Here is a 23,707-nt window from a genome sequence, read left to right on the forward strand (position 1 = left end):
GTATGGGATACAAGATAAGCGTACTCATAATCATATATCAGTAAATAATATTTATTTTCAAAACAGAGAAAATGTCTAGAATTAATTATCCGTTAATTGGCAATAATTAATACTTAAGAAATTTTGTAGAAGGTTAGCTACTTCTCAAAGATAGAAGTACTGCCTTTAATGGGAACTGTGGAGACAAGCTTGCATTACTTGAACTAAACATTCTGCTTGACCTTTATTTTAAAAGATACTAATTATTTTTAATTTAGTACTGAAATCCTACAAACATAAACAAAGCATATGGGTGGGTACTCCTTTGCGGGAGTATCTTTTTTGTTGTACTTAAAGATGGGGACAGTTGTCAGTAAGGAACTTCGTTAGAAGTATAAGATTTGAACCATGTCATAGTATCAACCTTAAAGAGTTTCTTCAATTTCAGAAATAGTAACCAAGATAGCAAGATCTTGTTGGAATAATTTTCACTTCTTTTTCTTTAGATTGCAGTTTAGAATGGCTCCCTCAAATAGTCTGCTAGTCTTTCGAAGATAGAAACTGGCATTGTCTAAAGAGCTTACGCAGAGTCAATTCAGGAATAATAACGGAGAAATTCGCCAATATTCAGTTTAGTATAAGTTAATAACCTTTCTCTCAAGTTCAATAGATACGCTTCTTTATACAAACTCCCTCTCGCAATTCTCTTAAGAAGACACTACACTTAGTTGCTGAATATCTATATCATGGTTATTTACTAATAATATTTTTTTAAACGATCAGTGAATTGACTATTGACCTAACGGTTCTTATGTGTAAAATAATAATCATTAAAAATAAAGGAGGGTTTCATTATTAAAAATGAGTTAAATTTAGATATTGCTAATATTAAGCCCTTAGGTAATTTGAATTTTATGAATTCTACTAAATCAAAAGCGGCGACAATTGAAAAAGTTTTAATTACAAATTCACGAATTGATCAAGTAACTGGCTTATCTAGTATTGTAATGTCTGGTTAATTTTAGCAAAGCAAAGTCCTTGGGATTTTTATAGTTGGGCAGATCACATGTTTAATCCAAATAAGTCCTAAAAACTTCAATGGCAGTTTGATACTGGTAAATTTTTAAGGGGTGATAATTAATTAGTTCTAAGGCTTCAAGAACCTGATCATTGCTAACTGTTTGAGATTTAGTTTCCTTAAGGAAAAGCCAATGCAATTTACGATTGAAGTATACATCACTGCCTCGATCAGCAGTTAAACTACGAACACTAGTACCAAAACGCTGCATGAACTGCATAAAAGATTGGTTTAAAGCCCTGGCAGAACAACTGCTGGTTTTGATTGCCCATAAAAGTCGACTTTTGCGTTCAATAAAGGTTACTAAGCAAGGTTCATGTCCTTGAGGAGAAAGCATCGTATCCGTTTCCCAATAATCGAATTCTTGCTGTTGATTGACTACCAGTGGACGCTCTTCAATACTAGTTCCAGTTGGATATTGTCCGCGAGTTTCCTGCTTTTTCTTTTGCCGCTGTCCTTGGTCCGGAAGCTCTTGAATTGAATAATCAACTGGCCTTGATTTAACCAGTTATAGATTGAGGCCGTAGCTATGTTTAGATAGTGAGCGACCTGTTCTGGTGACCAAGTTAGTCGAAATAATGTTCCACTGGTTGTTTATGCTGTGGAGTTAGTGGTGATTTACGTCCACAGTGGCGTCGCTTTCGATCAGCATCCGCTTGGGTTAGTTCAGGATCGTAAGGCTGGAAACGTTGTAGCTCATAAAAAATGGTCGATTTGGCGACACCCAAATCTCGAGCGATAAAAGCCTAACTTTTCCTTGAGGCAAAGAACTGGCAATTGCGCTGCGCTGAAATTGTGATAAAGCAGAAGAGCACAAAGTAAATTTCTGCTTTCAAGGCCGTTGTGGGAACTACCATTGTAAAGAAATTACTTTGGGTTTTTAGATTAAATTATCGTTCAGATTAATTATAGAATCTACCCTACTTAAATAATTTCTAGACAAACACTAGTCTTATTAAAATAAAATTACTTTGGATAATTAAAATTGTATTGTTTTGTAATTGATTTATGGCTATTTTTTGCTTAAAAAGCAAAATAAAATCGAGAGGATGTTTAATATGGAAAACACTTTTAACGTTGGACTAAATTCAGTAGAAGATGTAACAGTAAAAAAACAAGGATTGGGCATTTATCGTGCTAAGATAGGTGCTTTTACAAATCATGAGCCTACTAATCAAGTGCCGAGAAAGTCTCCATTTGGTACTACTATTTTTGCAAACAAACAAGCAAAAGCTCTTCGCATGAATGATGGTGGAGTTGTTGTTGCTTGTTGCTGTAGCTTCGGTGGTGCAGATAACATTAAAAACGATTAAATTTTTTTGTTATTACAGAATAGGTTAAGAATTCAAGTACTACCGAATATAATCTCAAAATAGATAGATAGTAGCACGGTTCAACCATGCATTATTCGAAGATGCAATAAGAGTTTGGGGGTGCCCTAAACTCTTATTTTTTATTTGGAGGAGTTATCTTGTATAAAGTAAAGAGTTTTGTTATTTACAATGAGGCAGCCGGATATAGTATCGTTCAGAGCCAAAGCGGCATCGTACGTATAGAAAACAAAAATATGATGGATTTTTTAAACTTTTTGGATTGTCATAGTACTATTATAAATATTTCTAAAAAAGATATTTTAAAATTCTTTCCCCACTTTGGAGACGAGGCAATAGCTTTCTTAGAAGATAATTATATTATTCAAGAAAATAATGATTATAACTTTAATGTGAATAAAATTGTGATGTTTTCTAATGATAAAATCATTTCAAAATTATTTGACCAGGAAACGGAATCGTTTAATCAAAATAATTTCCAATATCTTAAAGATATAGAAAATATTTCCCTTGATTCACATACATTACTTGTAACCTTTATTAATCCTCTAGATAGGCAATTAGTTGACACTATCTATAAATTGGTAAAAAAATATGATAGCTTATGGTTATTGAGTTATCCATACAATAATAACTTTTACTTTAATAATTTGTACAGAGCTTCATGGCATGTGCCTTGTTACAAATGTGTAAAATCCGAAATTGAAGATCAAGAGAGAATCGAAATGTTTGATGAGATATCATATCAACAAGTAGTAGATAAACTTTACAACTCAAATTCAGGATTTGAAATAGCTACAAAAGTTGATTTCGGTATGTCAGTAAAAATCTTAGCGATGATACATTTCATACTTGAACAGTTTATTTTTATCGATGATCCAATAAGATTACAAAAAAACAATAAAGTTGCAAATATATTGGACTGTTTTAAATTAGATACCCTAAATAATACTGTAATGCATGAATCTGCTATTCATTGGGAAATGTGTGATTGTTATGAATGATAAATGGAAAAATATCAATCAAAATAATAGAAATATTATTACTGGAAAAACTCTTAGAAAATTCCACAACAAGACCGTTTGGATTAATCGGGACAACTTGATGGGGAATTTATCTAATTCAGAAATTAATTGGGTAAAAGAGAACTCGGGTAGCAACAGTTCTTATTTACCATCAATTTATAGTAAAAAGGTTCCATTTGGACAACCAAAAAGCATTTCAAACAGGGGTAGTATACGAGAATATAAAGACGAGTACATTAATTTGGATAAGTTAAAGCAACTTTTAAATACAGCATTTGGATCTAATGAAATGAATTACTCTAGGAGGTATCCATCTGCTGGTGGTTTATTCACGGTTATACCAATTATGTATGTTTTTAGAGATTCAAAGGAATTAAATAACGGTATATATGTTTATGATGCTAATAAGTATGATTTACTAAAAATAAAAAGTGCTATTTGTCAAGATAAAGATCTACTTGATGCTTTCGGCGCTATGAAAAAGGAGGATATTTTAACAAGTCGATATGCAATTGGTTATGCTGTAAATTTCGATGGCTCAATAGCAAAGTATGGTTTACGTGGATATAGGCATTCATTGATAGAGGTAGGATTAATGGCTCAAGCTTTCAGAGAAACCTGCATTGAACTAGGAATAGGAGAATACTGCTATTCAGCATTTGACGATATCGAATTAACATATGCTTCAAATTTAAGTGTCAGAGATATGCCAATATGTTTGATTCAATGGTTTGGAGTGATTTAATGTTTTCGGGATATAGGGATAATAAGTTTAACATTAATCAAACAATGTTTAATCCAGATGTCTATTTTCAGTATTATTATTATGGAAAAAATAAGGTGGGTGACATCTGTGGTCCGAGTGGATCAAATGCTTGTTCTTATTCAAAAAAGATTGCTTTTTTAAAAGCATTTAGTGAATCATTAGAACGTAAAGGAATGATTTTAAATACAGCTAATGAGGGAAAAATCAAGGTTTACGACTTAATAACTAAGAAATGGAAATCAGAATTTAAAAGTAAGTTTGGTTTTGATTTAAGAGTTAAAACATATTCTGACACTACTGGAAGTGCAAGCTCATTATCGACAGAATTTTTACTAAAAAAAGCTATTCTTGAATTAATTGAAAAAAATGCCCTATTTTTATTTTGGTATGGAAAAAATGTTTCATCGATTGAGATTAATGCCATTTCAACTCACACTCTAAACCTTTTAAAATCCAAAAAACTACATGCTGATGTATACTGTGTCGATTTTGGTAAAGTTCACACGGTCATAACTTTATTAAGTACATTAGACAATCATTATTATTCAGCAGGAGTTTCTGGTAACTGTATTTTAAATACAGCTATTGAAGATTCTGTTGAGGAAGCTATAGTATTGGGTTGGGCTGATCATACTAGACATTTATTAAATAAAAACATTTTTCCAGAAAACTACTGGAGAGAAAATGATGACGGACTACGGTTTATTAAATCCAAAAATTCTAGAAACTATTCTATTCAGAAAGATAAAGACTACAACGTAAAAGAAATAATTGCTAGCATTCCTGAATGGGTAAGTACCTTAGAAATAGGGTTACTACCAGAGACCTGTTCTATTGCACGTTTAACTACTATACTAGCCTATTCAGCTGATCTATATAATGGTCTGCCTAACAAAGACGTTTTAAATGTCGAAAAAAAAATTAATAAGATGACTTTACAGTTAACAGATGGTTCACTACGTGATTATCCGAACTTGATTGTCAGATAAAATATGATGAGGTGTAATATGCTATGTATCTGAATAATAAATTGTTTACAAATGTTGAGTTTTACTATTATAGATCTACTTTTCGAAAACAGCTTAATGAAACCATTGTATCTAGTAAAAATATTACTAATTTAATTGGACATGGAGTGAGCACTTCTTGCACACAATCCCTATTAAGCGGTATTTCGGAATTCAATGAGAGAGTGCCTCTTTTTGAAAAGAAGGGACCAAATCTCATCGGCATTAGACTTACTACAAAAGAAGTAGTGGCTGTTGATTCTAGTAAAGTATACTTTGGAAATAGCGAATATGGTGATTCATCAGGTGTCGCATCATTTAGTGATTCCAAGCACGCATTAAAAAAAGCCCTTCTAGAATTTTATGAGAGACAAAGTTTTATTTTTCATTGGATTAATCAAGAAAGTGGAAAGTCTCTTGAAAAGAGTGATTTAGGATCCTCTTTAATAACTAGTACTTATTATAAAATGATGGAAAAGACGTTTAATGAAATATCAATAGCAGAGATTTCTATATTTAAAGGTGTGCATGTAATATTTATTATGGGAATAAGCTCAAAGATGAAAGCAGTGGGCTTAGGTTCCAGTGATAATCTTCAATCTGCAATTGCAAATGCACTAAGGGAAGCTTGTGAAGGATTGGCTGGCCGGGATCCACTAAAAATAAGTTGGAACAAAAACATAGCAATTTTTGATAAAAATTCAAATGAAGAAGCGTATCTAAAACTTAGTCCACAAAAGCTTAAACGAATCTATGCATTTTTATTCAAAGTATCCCCAAAGATTCCTGTTGTCAATAAAAGAACGAATACAACAGACTTTTGGGAATGTTTATCTATTAATGAAAATATGCATCATATTCATATAATTGCAGTTGCAATTATGACTAAAGATCCAAGAATAAAAGAATTTAAGATTATAACTAGTTTTGGAGGATACTCACACATGTATCCTCCAAAGATACCAGAACAAGAAAGAGATTCATATTTAATCGATAAAGCCTTGAATAAACAATGCTTTGATCCGATTCCTTTTCCTTAAGTGGTTACTTGATATATAGGGAGGTAGAAATGAAAAAATATTTTACACAAGTGAAAATCTATACGAAATACTTTTTTAAAGTAGCATATGACAATAAATTTGTCTTTGTCTACTCAGCATTGTTTCCAATTATAATGTTGATAATACAGTCGAAACAATTAATGTTTCAACAGATTTCCATAGTTGATTTTAATAGATATGTTTTGCCTTGGATTTCTTGGCTTATTTTTTCTAATGTTATTTTTTCAGTTATGGATATTGCTGTTTTAAGAGAACAAGGCTATTTTAAACAATATTATTCGTTAGTATCAAACCAATCAGTTTTTATCATGAGTAAGTTGATAGTTAATTTCATGGTATTACTGGTCATAATGTTTTTTACTGGGATAGTATGTACACTACTATTTAAAATGAATTTTTTTGTTATTTTTTTTAAGTTATTAGAGCTCATTGTTATCACATATATTCCGCTTGTTAATATTTGCTTGCCTTTAATTAGTATTCCAATGAGGCAAAAGACAATTCCTATTCTGGCGAATGTTGTAATGATTGCATTACTAGTAGTATCATCCGCGCTAATAAACCAATACGACATTGCCTTGTCCAACGTTCTCATGAACCTATTTAATCCAGTATTTTTTACAACAGATACTTTTGGATTTTTGACAAATATTGTTCCTATTAGAAATTTTTTGCAAACATATGTTGTTGTTCTTCTTCTAACAGGAATAGTAGGCGTAATCAGTTACCAAAAAATGTTAATAATTCCAGTAGAGAGGTGATTATTTGAAATTTAAAAACATTTCATATTCGTTCAAGAAAAGTTCAGTCCCTTTTTTTAACAAAATTAACTTTTCCATAGAAGATCAAGAAATCAATTTTTTAATTGGAAAGAATGGTTCTGGAAAGACAACATTAATTGATGTAATTTTAGGATTTAAAAAATCTAACATTAAACCAATAAACTCAAAAAAATTTCTGTACCTGAATCAAATGTTGCCCGTTTTAGATTCAATAAAAGTAAAAGACTTAGCAGAATTAATACTAGGAATTGAATATGGTATGTCTTCATTAACTTTAGAGTATATTAGAACAAAAGTAGATGGCTATACATTTGATTTTTTGCAAGAGAACTGGGATAAATACTATTCAGCATTATCAGGTGGAAATCAAAAGATTGCTCAGCTGATTCTCTTCCTACAAGTAGAAAGAGAATTAATCGTTCTTGATGAACCGACTGCTTTCCTTGATCGTAAAAATACGGCATCACTATTTAAGGTTATCAAGTCTCATCCTGAAAGAACCTATTTGATAGTTACGCATGATATTCGAGACTTTAGATATTTCAATAATTTCAAGGTTTCATTATTGAACAATCAAAAGATTCAATTCGAAGCGGACAAAGATGAATTTATTGAACACAATCAATATAATGAGTTCTTACAGTTCTTTTCACAAAATTAACTCTTTCATGATTAGAACATTTTATGCCTAGTTAAAAATCAATTAGCACTACACATATTATAGAACTATCTAATGGTAAGTAAGATATACTGCCCAAAAAACAAAATTCCTACTTCACCAAACTCTCGATAAGCGTTGATCCAATTTCTCACTTGTATTTGAGATTTGATTCCGTGTTTCTTTGATAAATAAGTTACGCTGCCTTCTCCCGCAAGATATTTGTGCGCGATCTTTAACTTAAGCTCAAACTATATTTAGACCTATAATTTTTCCTAGAAGATTTTACCAGTTAAATTTATTTTTTTGCTTTGCTGGTTTATTTTTTCGTCCGCAGGGTTAGCCGGGTGACACTTTCAACATGAGGTGTTTGTGGAAACATGTCCAGAGGCTGAATAAAGTCAATCCGATACTTTTTGCTTAAAAGTTTGAGATCCCGAGCTAAAGTCGCGGGATTGCAGGATGTATAAACAATTTTAGCGGGTTGTGATTGGAGAAGATAGTTACTCAAGCTGGTTGCCAAACCGGTTCGAGGAGGATCGACGACAACCGCGGTTGGGCGGATTCCCTGCTGGAGCCACTGAGGGTAGAGTTCTTCCGTTGCTCCTAGTTCGTAATTAATGTTTGAAAGTTGATTGAGTTGGACATTCAAATTAGCATCGGCAACGGCTTCCGGAATAATCTCGGATCCGAGAACTTGTTGCACTTGATGGGCGAGACTAATGCCAATTGTCCCCACTCCGGCGTAAGCATCGACAACAATATCGTTGGTTTGCGGTTTTAGAGCTTGGCGAACTTGAGCATAGAGTTTGAGAGTTTGATGAGGATTAAGTTGGAAGAAAGCCCGGGGAGATAGTTGATACTGATAGTCTCCGAGGGTCTCCGTGAGATAGTCTTGTCCCCAAAGTTTCTTGGTTTCGTTTCCCCAAATAAGACTTGTACTTCCTGGGTTAAAGTTTTGAAAAATCCCCGTAACTTCGGGAATTTGGACCTGAATCTGGTCTAGCAGCTCTCTTTTTCGTGGAAGTTTGCGCGAATTGGTAACGAAAGTTAGTTGTGCTTGACTGCCAGCTTGATCTTGGCGGACGATTAAGGTTTTTAAAATCCCCGAATTTTGTTGGGGATCATAAATTGGGAGCTGCAGTTGACTGATTATCGACAATAATTGTTGTAAAATATGCAAGGTGAGGGAACTTTGGGTTGGCATTTCTAAAGAGTCGACCACCGTTTGGGTTCCCGTTTGAAATAATCCACAAACTAAATGCCCATCTTGTTGGCGAATGGAAAATTGGGCTTTATTACGGTAATGCCAAGGATCTTCCATCCCAATTGTGGGCCGGATATCGTAGTGGCGCCATTGCGGTAAATGAAAATGCCGGAAAGCTTCGGCAATCATTTCTTGTTTATAGTGCAATTGGGCCGGATATTTTAGATGGGCCAATTCGAGACCGCCAACCTGTTGTGCTAAAGCTGGGGCTTGCAAATTACGCTGGGGACCAGGTTTTTGATAACTTAGTAATTTGCCGCGCGCAAAATTAGCTTGAACTTGGGTAATTTGACACTGAATCGTTTCTGTGGGCAAAGCCCAAGGAACAAAAATTAAAGTTTTTTTCCAATAGCCAATTCCTTCACCGTTAATGCCTAATTTCTTAATGGTGAGGGTGATTGTTTGACCAATTTTTAAATGTTCATTGATGACTGGCAAGATAATTGAAGTCCTTTTTTTGTTATTATTAAATTGAGTATAGCATGGAGGAGGTGGATTATGGCGCAAATCACTAAAATTACGACCCAAAAACGTCGCGGTCGTTATAATATTTTTCTTGAAGGCCAGTACGCTTTTGCGGTCAGTGAAGCCGTGTTAACGCGCTATCAATTAGCGAAGGGTCTCGAGTTAGACGCCCAACTAGTCCAAGAACTACAGGCAGCTGATAGTCAAGAACAGGCTTATAATAAGGCGTTGGATTTTTTGAGTTATCAGTTAAGGAGTGTAGCGGAAGTGCGACAGCACTTGCAGGAGCAAGAATTTGCCCCAGAAACTATTACGCAAGCTATCACTCGTTTGCAAGAATTGGGCTATTTGGACGATCAAGCCTATGCGGAAAGTTTTATCCGGACTGCGATTAAAACGACCCTTGATGGACCGCAAAAAATTCAACGTAAATTACAGTCTAAAAAAGTAACTCCCGCAGTAATTAGTAGCGCTTTAAAGCTCTATACTGAAGAATTGCAAGCGGAGAATGCTTTGAAGCTGGCGCAAAAGGTGGTTCGTCAAGCTCACCAAAGAAGTTCTCAGCAAACGCGCATAAAAATTCAACAACGACTTCTCCAGGTCGGTTATTCCCGTGATTTATTGCCCTTTATTTTTGATAATTTGATTTGGCAAAAGGATGCTAACCAAGAACAAAAATTGCTGCAAGAGAAAGTCCAAAAATTGTGGCGACGTTATCAAAAGAAGGATCAAGGTCGGCAAAAACTTTACGCAACTTTACTCCGCCAGGGATTTAAGAGTGCTGATATCCGGCAAGTTTTGGAAGACTTGGCTTAATATGGTGTCTTCAATCTCGGGCTCTGCTATAATTTAAAGGGTGAGTGTTTACGCTGAGAGAGCGGAGGTTTGATCTATGCAAGTTCCTAAAGAAGGAGATTACATAGCCATCCAAAGTTATAAGCATGACGGTCACTTACATCGAACTTGGCGAGAAACAATGGTTTTAAAGACTAGCGAAAACGAGATTATCGGTTGTAATAACCATACTTTAGTTACCGAATCGAATCATCATCGTTGGGTAACTCATGAACCAGCCTTGGTTTATTTTCATAAACATTATTGGTTTAATATTATTACCATGTTACGAGATAGTGGGCCGTATTATTATTGTAATTTGGCGACACCTTTTGTATTAGACCGAGAAGCCCTCAAGTATGTGGATTATGACTTAGATGTCAAAGTTTTTCCGGATGGTGAAAAGCGATTGCTCGATGTGGATGAGTATGCCTTGCATCAACAAATGTGGCATTATCCTCCAGAAATTGATCAAATTCTTAAGGCTAGTACGGAATTATTGCTCAGTTGGGTCGATCAAAAAAAGGGACCGTTTGCTCCAAGCTATGTAAATCTTTGGTATCAACGTTATCAAGAGTTGCTCTATCGCGGTTAGTTAGCGTAGTAAAAAGGTATTGATGACTTTTTAGCATCAATACCTTTTTCTGTGACTAATTGAAGTTAACTGGGGTAATTTAACAGTGGGCTTGCTCCCAATCGAGGAGCCAGCGCTTTTGGGCTAGGCCCCCAGCATAACCGATTAAAGAATGATCTTTTCCCAAAACCCGGTGACAGGGAACAATAATGCTAAAAGGATTATGGCCGACGGCTCGGGCTGCAGCGCGAGCGTAGTTAAAGCCTCCTAGCTGTTGCGCTAGATCTTGATAAGAACAAGTTTGACCATAAGGGATTTGGCATAGTAAATGCCCTACTCGTTGGCGAAAAGGAGTCAATTGCTCCCAAGCCAGAGCTGGGAGCGTTTGGGTCGGCTGTTGACCGGCAAAATATTGTTGTAACCAAAGGGCGGTTTGCTGAGTAAGTTGATTAGCTTGAGGTGCTACTTCTGCTAGAGGCAGATGAGCCGCAAAATATTTTTGACCTTGAAACCAGATCCCATATAATTTTTGATCATCGGCAATGATGGTCAAGTCTTCTAGGGGACCCGGAACTAACTGTTGATAAAAAATCTTTGAACACCAACTTTTAAAAAGATTAGAGGAGAAAAAATGCCGCAACGGCGCAAAAAGAAAGCTTTCCCAACTAGTATTTGGTCTCGTTGGGCTGTAATAATTATTCTAGTAATTGTTGGTTGGGGAATTGGTCAACAAAAAACCAGTAAAACTCCAACGCAACTAACGCGAACGGAAGTGGCTCAACCAGCTTCAGCGACTAGCCAACAGGCTAAGCAGTCCTTGGCCAATTGGACTTATCAAGGACATCAGGTGGTCGCTGTTAACCAGAATCGGCCCACTTTTACTGCTCAAGATTTGTCTTTACAGCAGGGAAGTTGGGCGCAATATGGTAATTTGGATAATCTTAATCGGGCGACAGCTGCTGAGGCGCTTTTGGGTGTTGATCTAATGCCTACTGCGCCCCGAGAACGCTTATATATTCGGCCAACGGCTTATCATAATAAGAAGATTCGCCAAGGAAGCCGCCAATTTTGGTTGTATAATCGTTGTCACTTGTTGGGCTTCCAATTAACGGGACAAAATAATAATCCTAAGAATTTAATGACTGGAACGCGAGCCTTGAATGATCCGGCGATGGCCTATTATGAAAATCAAATGGCCCATTATTTGAAACAAACTCACCACCATATTCGCTATGAGGTGGAGCCAATTTTTCGCAATCAAGAACTTTTGGCTCGTGGAGTGCACCTCCAAGGGCAATCAGTGGAAGATGAGGATATTAAGTTTAATATTTATATCTTCAATGTCCAAGCAGGGGTAACTTTGAATTATCGAAATGGGACTAGTATAATACAGCATAATTAATTACTTTTGTTGCGGATCAATACTCAAAGTTTGGTATTCTAAATTGGAAGCCAAAACAAGACTGATGATCAAAAGGGCAATTAACCAGCCTGTCAGTTGACCTTGAATTTGTGGTCGAGTAAAAAGGTGCCGTAATAAATAGACACTGACGAGAGTTAGACTCCAATCAACTCCAAAATTACAGTAGAGACTGTAAGGTCGATAATCAATGTTAAAAAAATTAATAACCGTTTTTAAGAAATAATTAGTAGTTCGATGACTAATTATCTTGACCGGCCGGTGAGCAATCGATTTGACGGCGGTCATTAATAAGGCACCCACAAAAGCACAGATAACTAATCGCCACCAACTGTTATAATGATTGACAAGGGCGTTATAGCCGGTAGCGATTAAGGCCAGACATAAGATGTAAGGAATAATAAATAAAAAAGTATAAATAATAATGATTTTTTTATTGGACATGCAAGCCCCTCCTTGTAGCTTTTATCCTACCCTAAATTGGGCTGCTTGTCTAAACTTGAAAAGAAGATGAGGCAAAAAATATGGAACAGCAACAATTAACAACTGTCGTCCAAAAACGGCGAACTTTCGCGATCATTTCTCATCCCGATGCCGGAAAAACTACGATTACTGAACAAATGTTACTTTTTGGTGGAGTAATTCGCAGCGCAGGAACCGTCAAAGGTAAAAAAACTGGTAATTTTGCGACTTCAGACTGGATGGAGATTGAAAAAAAGCGGGGAATTTCCGTCACTAGTTCCGTGATGGAATTTGACTATCAAGGAAAGCATGTCAATATTCTAGATACCCCCGGACATGAGGATTTCTCGGAAGATACTTATCGGACTTTGATGGCGGTTGATGCAGCGGTGATGGTTATTGATTCAGCTAAAGGGATTGAAGCGCAGACTAAAAAGTTGTTTCAAGTTGTTAAAAAACGGGGTATTCCAATTTTTACTTTCATGAATAAGTTGGATCGTGACGGCCGGGAGCCCCTTGATTTAATTGGTGAATTAGAAGATTTATTAGATATTGAGGGTTGCCCCTTTAATTGGCCCATGGGAAGTGGAAAAAACTTACAGGGTCTTTATGACTTACGAGCTAATCGAATTGAACTTTACCACCCCAGAGAAGCAAGTGGACGCTTTTTAGAGCTCGATGCTGCTGGTCATTTGCCGGATTCGGAACCGTTAACTCAAGATAGTCTATATCGGCAAACTTTAGAGGAAATTGAACTCTTGGAAACTGCCGGCAATCCCTTTGATGCCCAAAAGGTGGCTCGTGGAGAACAAACCCCGGTTTTCTTTGGCTCAGCTTTAACCAATTTTGGAGTGCAAACTTTCTTAGATGAATTTATTAATTTGGCCCCCGCTCCTAGTGCCCACGAACTAGCTAGCGGAGAATCTTTGGCGGCCACGGATCCAGAATTTTCTGGCTTTGTTTTTAAAATTCAAGCTAATATGAATCCCAAACACCGCGATCGAATCGCTTTTATCCGAATTGCTTCGGGAGAATTTCAAAAAGGGATGGACGTTACCTTACAGCGAACCCAAAAGACCTTGCGTTTGAATAATGCCACCGAATTTATGTCCGACCAAAGAGAACAGGTGCAGTCAGCAGTAGCGGGGGATATTGTTGGTCTCTATGATACCGGTAATTTCCAAATTGGAGATACGATCTATACGGGTAAAAAAGAGATCACTTATCCTGCCTTGCCACAATTTACTCCAGAAATCTTCATGCGGGTTACGGCCAAGAATGTGATGAAGCAAAAGTCTTTCCATAAAGGGATGCAACAGTTAGTCCAAGAAGGAGCAGTCCAACTCTACCGTAATTATCAGACTAATGATTATATTTTGGGGGCCGTGGGCCAATTGCAGTTTGAAGTTTTTAAGTTTCGGATGCAAAATGAGTATAATACCGAAGTTGTTATGGAAACTATCGGAAGTCGGATTGCCCGCTGGATTGATCCCGAGCAATTGGATCCCAAGATGTCTTCGAGTCGGAGCCTGTTGGTGAAAGATTTAGCCGACCAACCATTATTTTTATTTGAAAATCAATTTACTGAACGTTGGTTCGAAAATAAGTACCCCGATGTTAAATTAACCGCTAAACTATAGAGATTACTAATTAAAAAAGATCTTGCTGTTGATCAGCAAGGTCTTTTTAAGATTAAGTAAGTTGAAAGTAATTACTGGGACATATCAGTATAATTAAGATGTGAATAGATCTCTAAGTCATGATATTTTTGATTATAAAAAGAACAGTCTCTGAGCTTGGCCTCCCGTTGAAAACCTAGACGCTGGGGGACATGTTGAGCTCTAAAATTTAAGCTATCAATCCAAATCTCTAAACGATGGAGGTGAAGTTGATTAAAACCGTAAGCAATGATTTTTTCTAGAGTATGAGTCATAATTCCGTGTTTTTGAAATTGGGGTGCTAGCCAGTAACCAACTTTAGCCCGATGATTATTGGGTTCAATTTCATGTAAGTCAATGACTCCACCAGGAAGGCCGTCTATACAAATTATGAGGAGAAAGATTTCCTGTTTATACATTTGTTGCTGTACGATCTTAATGAAATCCTGTTCATCATCTATAGTTTGGATTTGTGATACCCATGTTAGCCATGGCTGGAGATGCTTGCGATTGTTATCTATCAGTTCAAAAAGATCCGACGCATGATCCGGTTCTGGCAAAACTAATTGGATAACAGAGTCGTCTAGTTCAAATTGCGGCGCTAAAAACATAGTTATCCTTCCTCTCTCGTTTAACCCTCTAATAAAGATTTTACACGCAAGGATTTTACACGCAAGAACGAAGCTTGTCGATTAAATACTCAAAATAAAAACCTCCTATTTTAAGTAGGAGGTTTTTTGTTAGCGTCAAGATTTCTATAAAAATTTTTAGTCTGAAGTAGATTTTTCTTTGGCGGAAGGGTCCTTTGGAGCACTTGTCAAGGCTTGAACTTGAATTTGATCATCCTTTAAAACGGCTTGCAAGTGCTTTTCTTGGGGATGTTCTAAGAAGTAATCAGCAACTTTATCTTCGATTTGTTCCTGAATTACCCGCCGTAAAGGCCGAGCTCCCATATGCGGATTGTAGCCTAAGTCTACAATCTTGGTTTTAGCTTCTGGACTAACTTTAATATCTAAACCTTGATCAGCAATCATCTTATTGGTATCGGTAATCATCAGATCAACAATCTTCATGAGGTTTGGCTTGGAAAGCGGTGAGAACTCAATAATTCCATCAAAACGGTTTAAGAATTCAGGTTTGAAGTAATTCTTTAACTTGTCTAAGACTGAATTGGTCATTCCGTTAGTAGCAGCTCCAAAACCAACATTAGCTTCGCTATCACCTTGACCAGCATTAGAAGTCATGATGATAATCGTATCCTTGAAGCTGACGGTCCGACCTTGAGAATCGGTTAAACGACCATCATCTAAAATCTGCAAGAACATGTGCATGACATCTGGATGGGCTTTTTCGATTTCATCGAGCAGAATTAGACTGTACGGATTCCGGCGAACTTTTTCGGTTAACTGACCAGCTTCTTCATAGCCGACATACCCCGGGGGAGAACCGATCAATTTAGAAATACTGTGTTTTTCCATATACTCCGACATGTCAAAACGAATCATCGAATCTGGACTACCAAAGAGTTGTCGGGCCAATTGCTTAGCTAATTCCGTTTTTCCAACACCGGTTGGACCAACAAAGAGGAAGGAACCAATTGGCCGTCCCGTTTTATTAAAGCCAACCCGATTTCGACGAATAGCACGACTGACTTGTTCAACGGCTTTATCTTGACCAATGACATGAGCTTTTAAGTCGGGAGTCAAGTTGAGCAATTGTTCTTGCTCTTGTTGCTTAAGTTGACCCACAGGAATATTAGTTTTTTCTTCGACAATTTTTTCAATATCTTGTTCAGTAACCGTTGGTTCTTGTTCGGTATCAACCTTGTTATCGCGCATGTCTTCTAGTTTCTTAACTTGATCACGATAGAAAGCCGCTTTTTCATAATCTTCTTGTTTGAGAGCCGTTTGCTTTTGAGCTTGCGCCTGATCAATCTTTTGTTGGACATCTTTGGGATCGATCGGGTTTAAGGTTAGATTTTTTCGAGAGCCGGATTCATCTAAGAGGTCAATCGCTTTATCAGGAAGGAAACGATCTTGGATATAGCGACTAGAGAGATTAGCCGCAGCTTCAATTGCCGCCTTCGTATATTTTACATGGTGGTAATTTTCATATTTTGGTTGAATTCCAACTAAAATTTGTAGAGTTTGGTCAACCGTAGGTTCATTAACTTCCACTGGTTGTAAACGCCGGGCTAAAGCGGCATCCTTTTCGATTTGACGATATTCGTTGAAGGTTGTGGCCCCAACTAATTGTAATTCGCCCCGCGCTAAGGCTGGCTTTAAAACATTACCGGCATCCATGCTACCTTCAGCATTTCCTGCGCCCACAATTTCGTGAATTTCATCAATGAATAAAATGATATTTTGATCATTATGCAATTCTTTGATTAATTGTTGCATTCGTTGTTCAAATTGTCCCCGAACTCCAGTGCCTTGGACTAAAGAGGCAACATCTAGACGAACTACGCGCTTATTTTGAAGTTTCTCGGGAACTTGACTGTCAACGATCTTTTGAGCTAAGCCTTCGACCACTGCGGTTTTCCCAACTCCAGCTTCCCCAATTAAAACCGGATTATTCTTGGTTCGCCGATTTAAAATCTCAATTACTCGATGAATTTCGCGATCGCGACCGATTACCGGATCAATTTTTCCGGCTTTGGCTTGTGCGGTTAAGTCAACGCCAAATTGTGCTAAGAGGCTATTTCCAGAATTACGATTGCCGCCGCCATTGTTTCCAGCGGCTGTCGCTTGGAGATTATTAGGCATTGGTGCTTGAGAGTTGAGGGCATTAAAGAAATCACCTAAATCTCCAAAGCCGAAGGGACCATTGCTGGGATTATCGTTCGCTAAAGATTGTTGTTCTCTTAATTTTTGATAACAGTTCTGACATAAATTAATTTCTGTCCGTCGACCATTAACTGAAGTATAGAGATGGATAGTAGCTTCATTCTGATGACAATTTTGACAAAGCATTGATACAATTCCACCTTTCTAAAATAGAATTTCTTAAAAACAGCTCCCTTAAAGAGCAGGTACTAAATCCTTAGTACAATGAGTATTATACAATTAGCACTCTAAGTGTTCAAGTGCTAATTGATAAAATTAAGTAATTTTTTTAATTTTTCGGGGCTAACTAGTGATTTTTAGAATAAACTTAGCGAAGAAAGCTGGCCACAAACAGGCGAAGAACCTAATTTTTTGCGTTATAATAGGTAAAAACTAAAAGATCAAAGGAGGGAGCTTAGCTTGGATTATGAACAGGAAATAGCTGCTTTAGTGGCCGGAAAAATTGATCAGATTGAAGTAACCAAAGATCATTTTTTTGCTTTTAATAAAGTTTGGCGGCAGGCAGATTTGCGGAAGCAAATTGTGGGCGAAGCGCGCCATGATGGAACCGTTATTTATCGTTTTCAAGCCGAGGCTAAATAGTGAGTGCCAAGGGTTTTACCAACTTAAATTTAATTTTAAAACTTGCCATGCATTTTGAATAATGTTACTGTTATGTTTGATGTAAAGTTAACCCTTTTCATTATTCAACGAATTCATTAGATTAAGCGAGGTTATTAAATATGGAAAAGAAAGACTTTCACGTAATTGCTGAAACTGGGATTCATGCTCGTCCAGCAACAATGTTGGTTCAAACTGCAAGTAAATTTAGTTCTGATATCAATTTAGAATACTCTGGTAAATCCGTTAACTTAAAGTCAATCATGGGCGTAATGTCTTTGGGTGTTGGCCAAGGTGCCGATGTGACAATTACTGCTGAAGGTGATGATGCTGCTGATGCTTTAGCTGCTATCGGTGACACAATGGTTAAGGAAGGACTTTCAGAATAATGACGAAAACCTTAAAGGGGATTGCTGCGAGTGATGGTTTTGCAACGGCACCAGCATATTTGTTAGTTGAACCTGATCTTTCCTTTAAGAAAACATCAATTACTGATGTTGCTGCTGAAGTACAACGTTTACAAGCTGCGTTGAAACAGTCAGATGAAGAATTAACAACGATTCGGGACTTGGCTAAAGAATCTCTTGGTGAAGAAGAAGCTCAAGTATTTGATGCTCATAAAATGATCCTTGCAGATCCTGAATTTACCGGTGCCGTTGAAACCCAAATTAAAGATCAGGCTGTTAATGCTGAACAAGCCTTGAAGGATGTTTTGGATAACTTCATTGCGATGTTTGAAGCAATGACGGATAACAAATATATGCAAGAACGGGCTGCTGATGTTCGTGATGTAACTAAACGGGTTTTGAGCCATTTGTTAGGTGTAGAATTGCCCAGCCCAGCTTTAATTGATCACGAAGTGATTGTTGTAGCTCACGATTTAACTCCAAGTGATACAGCACAGTTAAATAAAAAATATGTCAAGGCTTTTGTAACTGACCTTGGTGGTCGGACTGCCCACTCCGCTATTATGGCACGTTCCTTAGAAATTCCCGCTATTGTGGGAACAGATACCATTACTACCGATGTGCAAGCTGGGCAAACTTTGATTGTTGATGGAGTTCATGGTGATGCGGTGATTGAACCGACAAATACCGATATTGAACACTATCAAAAATTAGCTCAAGATTATGCTCAAGAGGCAGCTGAATGGGCTAAATTAAAGGATGCTGCTTCGATTACAGCTGATGGCAAACACTTTGATATTGCTGCCAACATTGGAACTCCAAAAGATTTAGATGGTGTAACGGCTAATGGTGCTGAAGCAATCGGTTTATATCGGACTGAATTCTTATACATGGATTCAGCTGAATTGCCGAGTGAAGATGATCAGTTTGAAGCCTATAAAGAAGTTCTAGAGGGCATGCAAGGTAAACCAGTTGTCGTGCGGACCATGGATATTGGAGGAGACAAGCATTTACCATACTTGCCATTACCAGAAGAAATGAATCCGTTCTTGGGTTATCGGGCAATTCGGATCAGTTTAGATCGTCAAGATATTTTCCGGACTCAACTACGAGCTTTGTTACGGGCCTCAGCCTTTGGTAAATTACGAATTATGTTCCCAATGATTGCCACTGTCCAAGAATTTCGGCAAGCTAAAGCTGTCTTAGACGAAGAAAAAGCTCAATTGCAAGCTCAAGGTGTAGCTCTGGGAGACGATCTTCAAGTTGGGATTATGATTGAAATTCCAGCAGCAGCGGTCTTGGCTGATCAATTAGCTAAAGAGGTTGACTTCTTTAGTATTGGAACCAATGATTTGATTCAATATACGATGGCGGCTGATCGGGGTAATGAACATGTTTCTTATCTCTACCAACCTTATAATCCTTCAATTTTGCGTTTAATTAAGCACGTGATTGACTCTGCTCACCAGTCAGGTAAGTGGGTCGGGATGTGTGGTGAAGCTGCGGGAGATTCCACGATGGTTCCACTTCTTTTGGGAATGGGCTTAGACGAATATTCCATGAGTGCAACTTCAATTTTGCGCGTTCGTTCATTAATGAAACATTTGGATACGACTGAATTACAAGATTTGGTTCAACAAGCTTTGAATGTTTCAATCAGTAATGATGATAACTTGAAGCTGGTTGCTGATTTTGTAGCTAAAAATCAACACTAATGATTGAGAAGAAAAGTCCGGTTGGGTTATTACCAGCTGGGCTTTTTTTGAATTTTAAAAAGTGGAGGTAGATGATGAAATTAACGGTCTTAGGTTATTATGGCGGCTATCCTTATCAGGGACAGGGAACTAGCGGCTATTTATTACAAGATCAAGGCTTTAATCTTTTAATTGATTGCGGTAGCGGCGTTTTAAATTCGTTACAAAAATTTCTGGATCCGTTGCAATTGGACGCTGTTCTCTTGACTCACTATCATCATGACCATATTGCCGATGTCGGTGTTTTACAATATTATTGGCAATTACACTCGGGATCAAAAAAAGAGGCGCAACTGCCAATCTATGGGCCGACACAGGATCCTTTACATTGTGCTAGTTTAACCTTACCGGGAGTAACTATTAGCCATGGATATGCGGGACTAGAAATTCTCCAACTGGGACCTTTAACCGTGAATTTTTTAACCACGGTTCATCCAGTACCAGCCTTTGCAATTCGAATTACTGGTTCTCAACAGCAAATTTTAACTTACACCGCTGATACAGCTTATTTTTCTGGTTTAATCGATTTTTCCCAAAAGTCAGATTTGTTAATTGCGGACACTAATTTTCCTGCTCAGCAGCCGGGAAAATTGTGGCATCTAACTTCCACTCAAGCGGGACAATTGGCCAGTCAGGCTCAGGTCGGGCAACTATTAATTTCTCATCTTCCGCAAGAGTACCCATTGGATCAATTACAGAAACAAGCACAAACCGCTGCCGGTTCAATTCCCGTTCAAAGAGCAGCAACAGGACTTCAAATAGATCTCTAGGTGAGAAAATACCACTCTATTCCATTTTATTATTAAAATAATTTAAATAATAAATCTTATTGCAAATGTTAGTCTAACAAGTGTAAGTTATAGACAATTTGTTTAACAAATTATATAATTAACAATGTTTAAGATTGAAATTGGGCGGAGAAGGAGTGATTGGAAGATGGTAATTTTATATACTTCACCAAGTTGTACGTCTTGTCGAAAAGCCAAGAAATGGTTTCAAAATCACGATATTATATTTCATGATCGTAATATTTTTGCACAACCGTTGACAAGTGACGAAATAAAAAAGATTTTACAAATGACGGAGTACGGAACTGAAGAGATCATCTCCACCCGTTCTAAGATTTATCAGTCTTTATCAGTCTCGATTGATGATCTGACGACGGATCAGCTAATTGCTTTAATTGAACAAAATCCGGGGATTTTGCGGCGGCCGATTATGATGGACGAAAAAAGTCTCCAAGTCGGTTATAATGAAGATGAGATTCGGCGCTTCTTGCCCCGGCAGGTTCGGGTGATGGAATTGAGAGAACTCAAACGAGCCAGCAATTAGATGAAAGAGTACGATTGAAACTAAAATAGACTGAAGGTCGAACCCTTCGGTTTTTTTATTTTTAAATCCAAATTTAGAAAAATTAAATAGTTCGTGTTTTATAGCTTTACATTATGTTAGTGCCTGTTAAAATTAACATAGGTTAGAAAGATGGGTAGTGGTAACTGTGGAAATTGAACATGTCAATGATAATATAATTAGAGTAGTTTTAGGCCCGCATGATTTGGAAGAACGAGGGATTAATATGCTCGATTTGTTGGGAAATCGCAAACAAATCGAAGACTTTTTTTATAGTATTTTAGAAGAAGTTGATACGGATCACAGTTTTACCAAAGACCAAGCGGTTACTTTTCAAGTGATGCCCAATGCTAATGGTCTAGAACTCTTGATTTCCAAAGTCACTGGTGATCATGAAGAGGAACCTGCTACAGTTTTAGCTCATGAACTAGATGATGCGATCGAAGAAGAGAAAGAATCAAACGCAGTTTCAGATGCTAATTCAGAAGGAAATACACAAGAACTAGTTATTAATTTTGAACAGTTTGAAGATTTCTTGGCTCTCAGCCGGACTTTTTATTTAGAAAATGGCCGAAGTGATCTATATCGCTATCAGGATGATTATTATTTAAAATTGACCGTCTATCCGGAAGAATTACGGCAAATGGATATTGAAGATATCAAGGCGTTAGTCAGCGAATATGGTCAGGTAGAAGAAGGCATGGCGGCAATGATTAGTGAATTTGGCAAAAGTATTATGGCTCAGACCGCCTTGGAATTAGCGCGTTATTACTTTTTGAGTACTGATTAGTTCAAAGGGGTAATTAGAATAAGGGTGTTTCTTATTCAAGTTGCTCAAGATCAAGACCAGCATTTAATATACGCTGCGGATTATCAACAGGAACGACCGCTTTTTTGTCCCCAATGTCATCGAAGAGTTCAATTCGTGATGGGAGATAAAAAGCGGCCGTTTTTTCGTCATCTTTCTCCAAAGACGCATTTCAATAATGAGTCTGCGATTCACCGTCAGGGAAAACAATGGTTGGGCGCCTTTTTTCGACCATGGGGACCAACGGAATTCGAAGTTTGGGCTCCGCCAGATCAGCGGATTGACGTCTTGGTCCATCAAAAAAGGTCGCTAGCGGTAGAGTATCAATGTGCCCCTATTGGAGCGGACGAATTGGCCTTTCGTCAGCATTCGTATTGGAAGAAAAAGTTTCATCCAGTTTGGATTTTTGGCGAAAAGCATTATCAACAAGCGACTAAACTAGCTCATTTACAGCGAATTGTTAGTTATAGTCCTGTTTGGGAATTTTATGTGCTTTTCAAATTGCCCCAGGAAAATTATTTACGTTTGCATTATCAGTATCAGGTTCGACCAGAAAGCCGCAAATTATATTGGCAGCAACAAATTTTGTCTACTTGGGAGCAGCTCCAATCTTTTCGTCCTCCAACTAGTTCTCGGCGAAAGCTAGGGATTAACTGGCAGTCCTGGTACTTGGACCAGCAGGTTCATCCTGATCAGAATTTTATTTATTGGCAGAACTATTGCTATCGTCAGCGTCTTGATTTAAAAGAATACATTCAAAAAACACCGCTCCAGGCGGTGTTTCCAATCTATCGTTGTCCGGTTTGTTATCTACAGTTGGCCCGCAGGGCTCAGCAACCATTTTTAGCCAGTTTGCCATTGGTTAAATCTAAGACTATTTTAAAATGTGCAAATCTGGCGAGTCGCCGGATTGGGAAGTCCTAGATCTAAACATTTGCTCTAAAAAGGATTGGAGCTTTTCTGTTTGACAGTCGTTAACCAAGGTGGCTGGAGTAGTCTCATTTTGAAGGTAGTCATTGATGAGTACTGCTGGTGTCTGATTAACGGAAACAGAAGCCACTAGTTGTTGATCAGCTTGGATTTTTTTAGTGACTAAGGGGTTGTGCACATCTTCTTCTAGAGACTGATAGTTAAGGTTAGCCTGATGAGCTAGCCTTTTAATTAGAGCGGGAGAAAAGGCTTCTGGTCGCTTGGCTAGAGTTTCTTGAAAAAGAAAGAGTAATTTCCGCGCCCGCTGATGGCCTTGAAAATTAGCGGCTTGGATGTAACGAGTCGCTTGGTAGGATAATTGAGTAAGTTGATTACGGAGCTTTAAATTATCAGCACTAATTTGGTGTGTTTTACAGTAAGTGTTAATTGTTTTTAAATCACTTAAAGTAACAAAGCGGAGCGTGATATTGACACCATTATGTTTAGCAAAATCAGAAATTATTTTTTCAGTTGTTAAGCAGCAGTTTTCAAGGGGACTGACAAAAACGAATACTTCCCACACGTTGATCCCTCCTTGTGACAATTAATCGCAAAATGTCACCAAAGTAATGCTATCAAAATTTTGAATGATTGCAAATAATT

General features: G+C 37.4%; 25 protein-coding genes and 1 pseudogene. 18 read left to right on the forward strand and 8 right to left on the reverse strand.

Features of this window, described 5'->3' with window-relative positions; translation table 11 throughout:
* Positions 1–1,049: 1,049 nt before the first annotated feature.
* Positions 1,050–1,874, reverse strand: a pseudogene (locus HU830_RS06365) (IS30 family transposase).
* Between the two features lie 241 nt (positions 1,875–2,115).
* Between HU830_RS06365 and HU830_RS06370 the strand changes: the two are divergent.
* From HU830_RS06370 to HU830_RS06400, 7 genes are all read left to right on the forward strand, one after another.
* Positions 2,116–2,370 (forward strand): hypothetical protein, encoded by a 255-nt coding sequence (locus HU830_RS06370; protein ID WP_176942938.1) that lies wholly within the window; start codon positions 2,116–2,118, stop codon positions 2,368–2,370.
* 158 nt (positions 2,371–2,528) lie between these two features.
* Positions 2,529–3,392 carry an McbB family protein gene (locus tag HU830_RS06375; protein ID WP_176942939.1) on the forward strand — a complete coding sequence of 288 codons (864 nt, stop codon included), beginning with the start codon at positions 2,529–2,531 and terminating at the stop codon, positions 3,390–3,392.
* Entirely contained in the window at positions 3,385–4,158 is a 774-nt protein-coding gene (locus tag HU830_RS06380) for a SagB/ThcOx family dehydrogenase (RefSeq protein WP_176942940.1), read from the forward strand. The genes HU830_RS06375 and HU830_RS06380 overlap by 8 nt, the downstream gene beginning before the upstream one ends.
* Entirely contained in the window at positions 4,128–5,168 is a 1,041-nt protein-coding gene (locus tag HU830_RS06385) for a hypothetical protein (protein ID WP_176942941.1), read from the forward strand. Before HU830_RS06380 ends, HU830_RS06385 begins: the two co-directional genes overlap by 31 nt.
* 23 nt (positions 5,169–5,191) lie before the next feature.
* Entirely contained in the window at positions 5,192–6,226 is a 1,035-nt protein-coding gene (locus tag HU830_RS06390; RefSeq protein ID WP_176942942.1) for a YcaO-like family protein, read from the forward strand.
* 29 nt (positions 6,227–6,255) lie between these two features.
* Positions 6,256–7,008 carry a hypothetical protein gene (locus tag HU830_RS06395; protein WP_176942943.1) on the forward strand — a complete coding sequence of 251 codons (753 nt, stop codon included), beginning with the start codon at positions 6,256–6,258 and terminating at the stop codon, positions 7,006–7,008.
* 4 nt (positions 7,009–7,012) lie between these two features.
* Entirely contained in the window at positions 7,013–7,690 is a 678-nt protein-coding gene (locus HU830_RS06400; RefSeq protein ID WP_176942944.1) for an ATP-binding cassette domain-containing protein, read from the forward strand.
* A 65-nt stretch (positions 7,691–7,755) separates the two neighbouring features.
* Here the strand turns inward: HU830_RS06400 and HU830_RS06405 are convergent, their stop codons facing one another.
* Positions 7,756–7,920: a helix-turn-helix domain-containing protein gene (locus tag HU830_RS06405; RefSeq protein ID WP_176943016.1), complete on the reverse strand. Its 165-nt coding sequence runs from the start codon at positions 7,918–7,920 to the stop codon at positions 7,756–7,758.
* A gap of 86 nt (positions 7,921–8,006) precedes the next feature.
* Entirely contained in the window at positions 8,007–9,392 is a 1,386-nt protein-coding gene (rlmD, locus tag HU830_RS06410) for a 23S rRNA (uracil(1939)-C(5))-methyltransferase RlmD (protein WP_194946736.1), read from the reverse strand.
* 60 nt (positions 9,393–9,452) lie between these two features.
* Between rlmD and recX the strand changes: the two genes are divergently transcribed.
* Positions 9,453–10,235 (forward strand): recombination regulator RecX, encoded by a 783-nt coding sequence (recX, locus tag HU830_RS06415; protein WP_176942945.1) that lies wholly within the window; start codon positions 9,453–9,455, stop codon positions 10,233–10,235.
* Between the two features lie 76 nt (positions 10,236–10,311).
* Positions 10,312–10,848 carry a DUF402 domain-containing protein gene (locus tag HU830_RS06420; protein ID WP_176942946.1) on the forward strand — a complete coding sequence of 179 codons (537 nt, stop codon included), beginning with the start codon at positions 10,312–10,314 and terminating at the stop codon, positions 10,846–10,848.
* A 79-nt stretch (positions 10,849–10,927) separates the two neighbouring features.
* Here HU830_RS06420 and HU830_RS06425 read toward each other — a convergent pair whose 3' ends face one another.
* Positions 10,928–11,467 carry a methylated-DNA--[protein]-cysteine S-methyltransferase gene (locus tag HU830_RS06425; RefSeq protein WP_194946737.1) on the reverse strand — a complete coding sequence of 180 codons (540 nt, stop codon included), beginning with the start codon at positions 11,465–11,467 and terminating at the stop codon, positions 10,928–10,930.
* Here HU830_RS06425 and HU830_RS06430 point away from each other — a divergent pair.
* Entirely contained in the window at positions 11,459–12,229 is a 771-nt protein-coding gene (locus HU830_RS06430; RefSeq protein WP_176942947.1) for a DNA/RNA non-specific endonuclease, read from the forward strand. The genes HU830_RS06425 and HU830_RS06430 overlap by 9 nt on opposite strands.
* Here HU830_RS06430 and HU830_RS06435 read toward each other — a convergent pair whose 3' ends face one another.
* Positions 12,230–12,691: a hypothetical protein gene (locus HU830_RS06435; protein WP_176942948.1), complete on the reverse strand. Its 462-nt coding sequence runs from the start codon at positions 12,689–12,691 to the stop codon at positions 12,230–12,232.
* 80 nt (positions 12,692–12,771) lie between these two features.
* On the opposite strand from HU830_RS06435, the gene HU830_RS06440 reads away from it, so the two are divergent.
* Positions 12,772–14,349: a peptide chain release factor 3 gene (locus HU830_RS06440; protein WP_176942949.1), complete on the forward strand. Its 1,578-nt coding sequence runs from the start codon at positions 12,772–12,774 to the stop codon at positions 14,347–14,349.
* 71 nt (positions 14,350–14,420) lie between these two features.
* Here HU830_RS06440 and HU830_RS06445 read toward each other — a convergent pair whose 3' ends face one another.
* Positions 14,421–14,978, reverse strand: a complete 558-nt coding sequence (locus HU830_RS06445; protein WP_176942950.1) for a GNAT family N-acetyltransferase — start codon at positions 14,976–14,978, stop codon at positions 14,421–14,423.
* Between the two features lie 156 nt (positions 14,979–15,134).
* Entirely contained in the window at positions 15,135–17,342 is a 2,208-nt protein-coding gene (locus HU830_RS06450) for an ATP-dependent Clp protease ATP-binding subunit (protein ID WP_176942951.1), read from the reverse strand.
* Positions 17,343–17,615: 273 nt separating this feature from the next.
* Between HU830_RS06450 and HU830_RS06455 the strand changes: the two genes are divergently transcribed.
* The 7 genes from HU830_RS06455 to HU830_RS06485 all read left to right on the forward strand — a co-directional run bounded on the left by HU830_RS06455 (position 17,616) and on the right by HU830_RS06485 (position 23,059).
* Positions 17,616–17,798 (forward strand): hypothetical protein, encoded by a 183-nt coding sequence (locus HU830_RS06455; RefSeq protein ID WP_176942952.1) that lies wholly within the window; start codon positions 17,616–17,618, stop codon positions 17,796–17,798.
* A 140-nt stretch (positions 17,799–17,938) separates the two neighbouring features.
* On the forward strand, positions 17,939–18,205 hold the full coding sequence (locus HU830_RS06460; RefSeq protein ID WP_176942953.1) for a phosphocarrier protein HPr: 267 nt from the start codon (positions 17,939–17,941) through the stop codon (positions 18,203–18,205).
* The gene (gene ptsP, locus HU830_RS06465) at positions 18,205–19,938 is read left to right on the forward strand and encodes a phosphoenolpyruvate--protein phosphotransferase (protein ID WP_176942954.1); all 1,734 of its coding nucleotides are present in this window, start codon (positions 18,205–18,207) and stop codon (positions 19,936–19,938) included. The genes HU830_RS06460 and ptsP overlap by 1 nt, the downstream gene beginning before the upstream one ends.
* A 74-nt stretch (positions 19,939–20,012) precedes the next feature.
* A complete protein-coding gene (locus HU830_RS06470; protein WP_176943019.1) occupies positions 20,013–20,747 on the forward strand; it encodes an MBL fold metallo-hydrolase in 735 nt (244 codons plus the stop codon).
* A gap of 166 nt (positions 20,748–20,913) precedes the next feature.
* Positions 20,914–21,309, forward strand: a complete 396-nt coding sequence (spx, locus tag HU830_RS06475) for a transcriptional regulator Spx (RefSeq protein WP_176942955.1) — start codon at positions 20,914–20,916, stop codon at positions 21,307–21,309.
* 157 nt (positions 21,310–21,466) lie between these two features.
* Entirely contained in the window at positions 21,467–22,117 is a 651-nt protein-coding gene (locus tag HU830_RS06480) for an adaptor protein MecA (RefSeq protein WP_407647494.1), read from the forward strand.
* A gap of 24 nt (positions 22,118–22,141) precedes the next feature.
* Positions 22,142–23,059 (forward strand): competence protein CoiA, encoded by a 918-nt coding sequence (locus HU830_RS06485; protein WP_176942956.1) that lies wholly within the window; start codon positions 22,142–22,144, stop codon positions 23,057–23,059.
* Here HU830_RS06485 and HU830_RS06490 read toward each other — a convergent pair.
* Positions 23,010–23,627 carry a DsbA family protein gene (locus HU830_RS06490; protein ID WP_176942957.1) on the reverse strand — a complete coding sequence of 206 codons (618 nt, stop codon included), beginning with the start codon at positions 23,625–23,627 and terminating at the stop codon, positions 23,010–23,012. The two genes, HU830_RS06485 and HU830_RS06490, sit on opposite strands and share 50 nt — an antisense overlap.
* Between the last annotated feature and the right edge of the window lie 80 nt (positions 23,628–23,707).

The sequence above is a fragment of the Bombilactobacillus apium genome (assembly GCF_013385145.1).
GTDB lineage: Bacteria > Bacillota > Bacilli > Lactobacillales > Lactobacillaceae > Bombilactobacillus > Bombilactobacillus apium.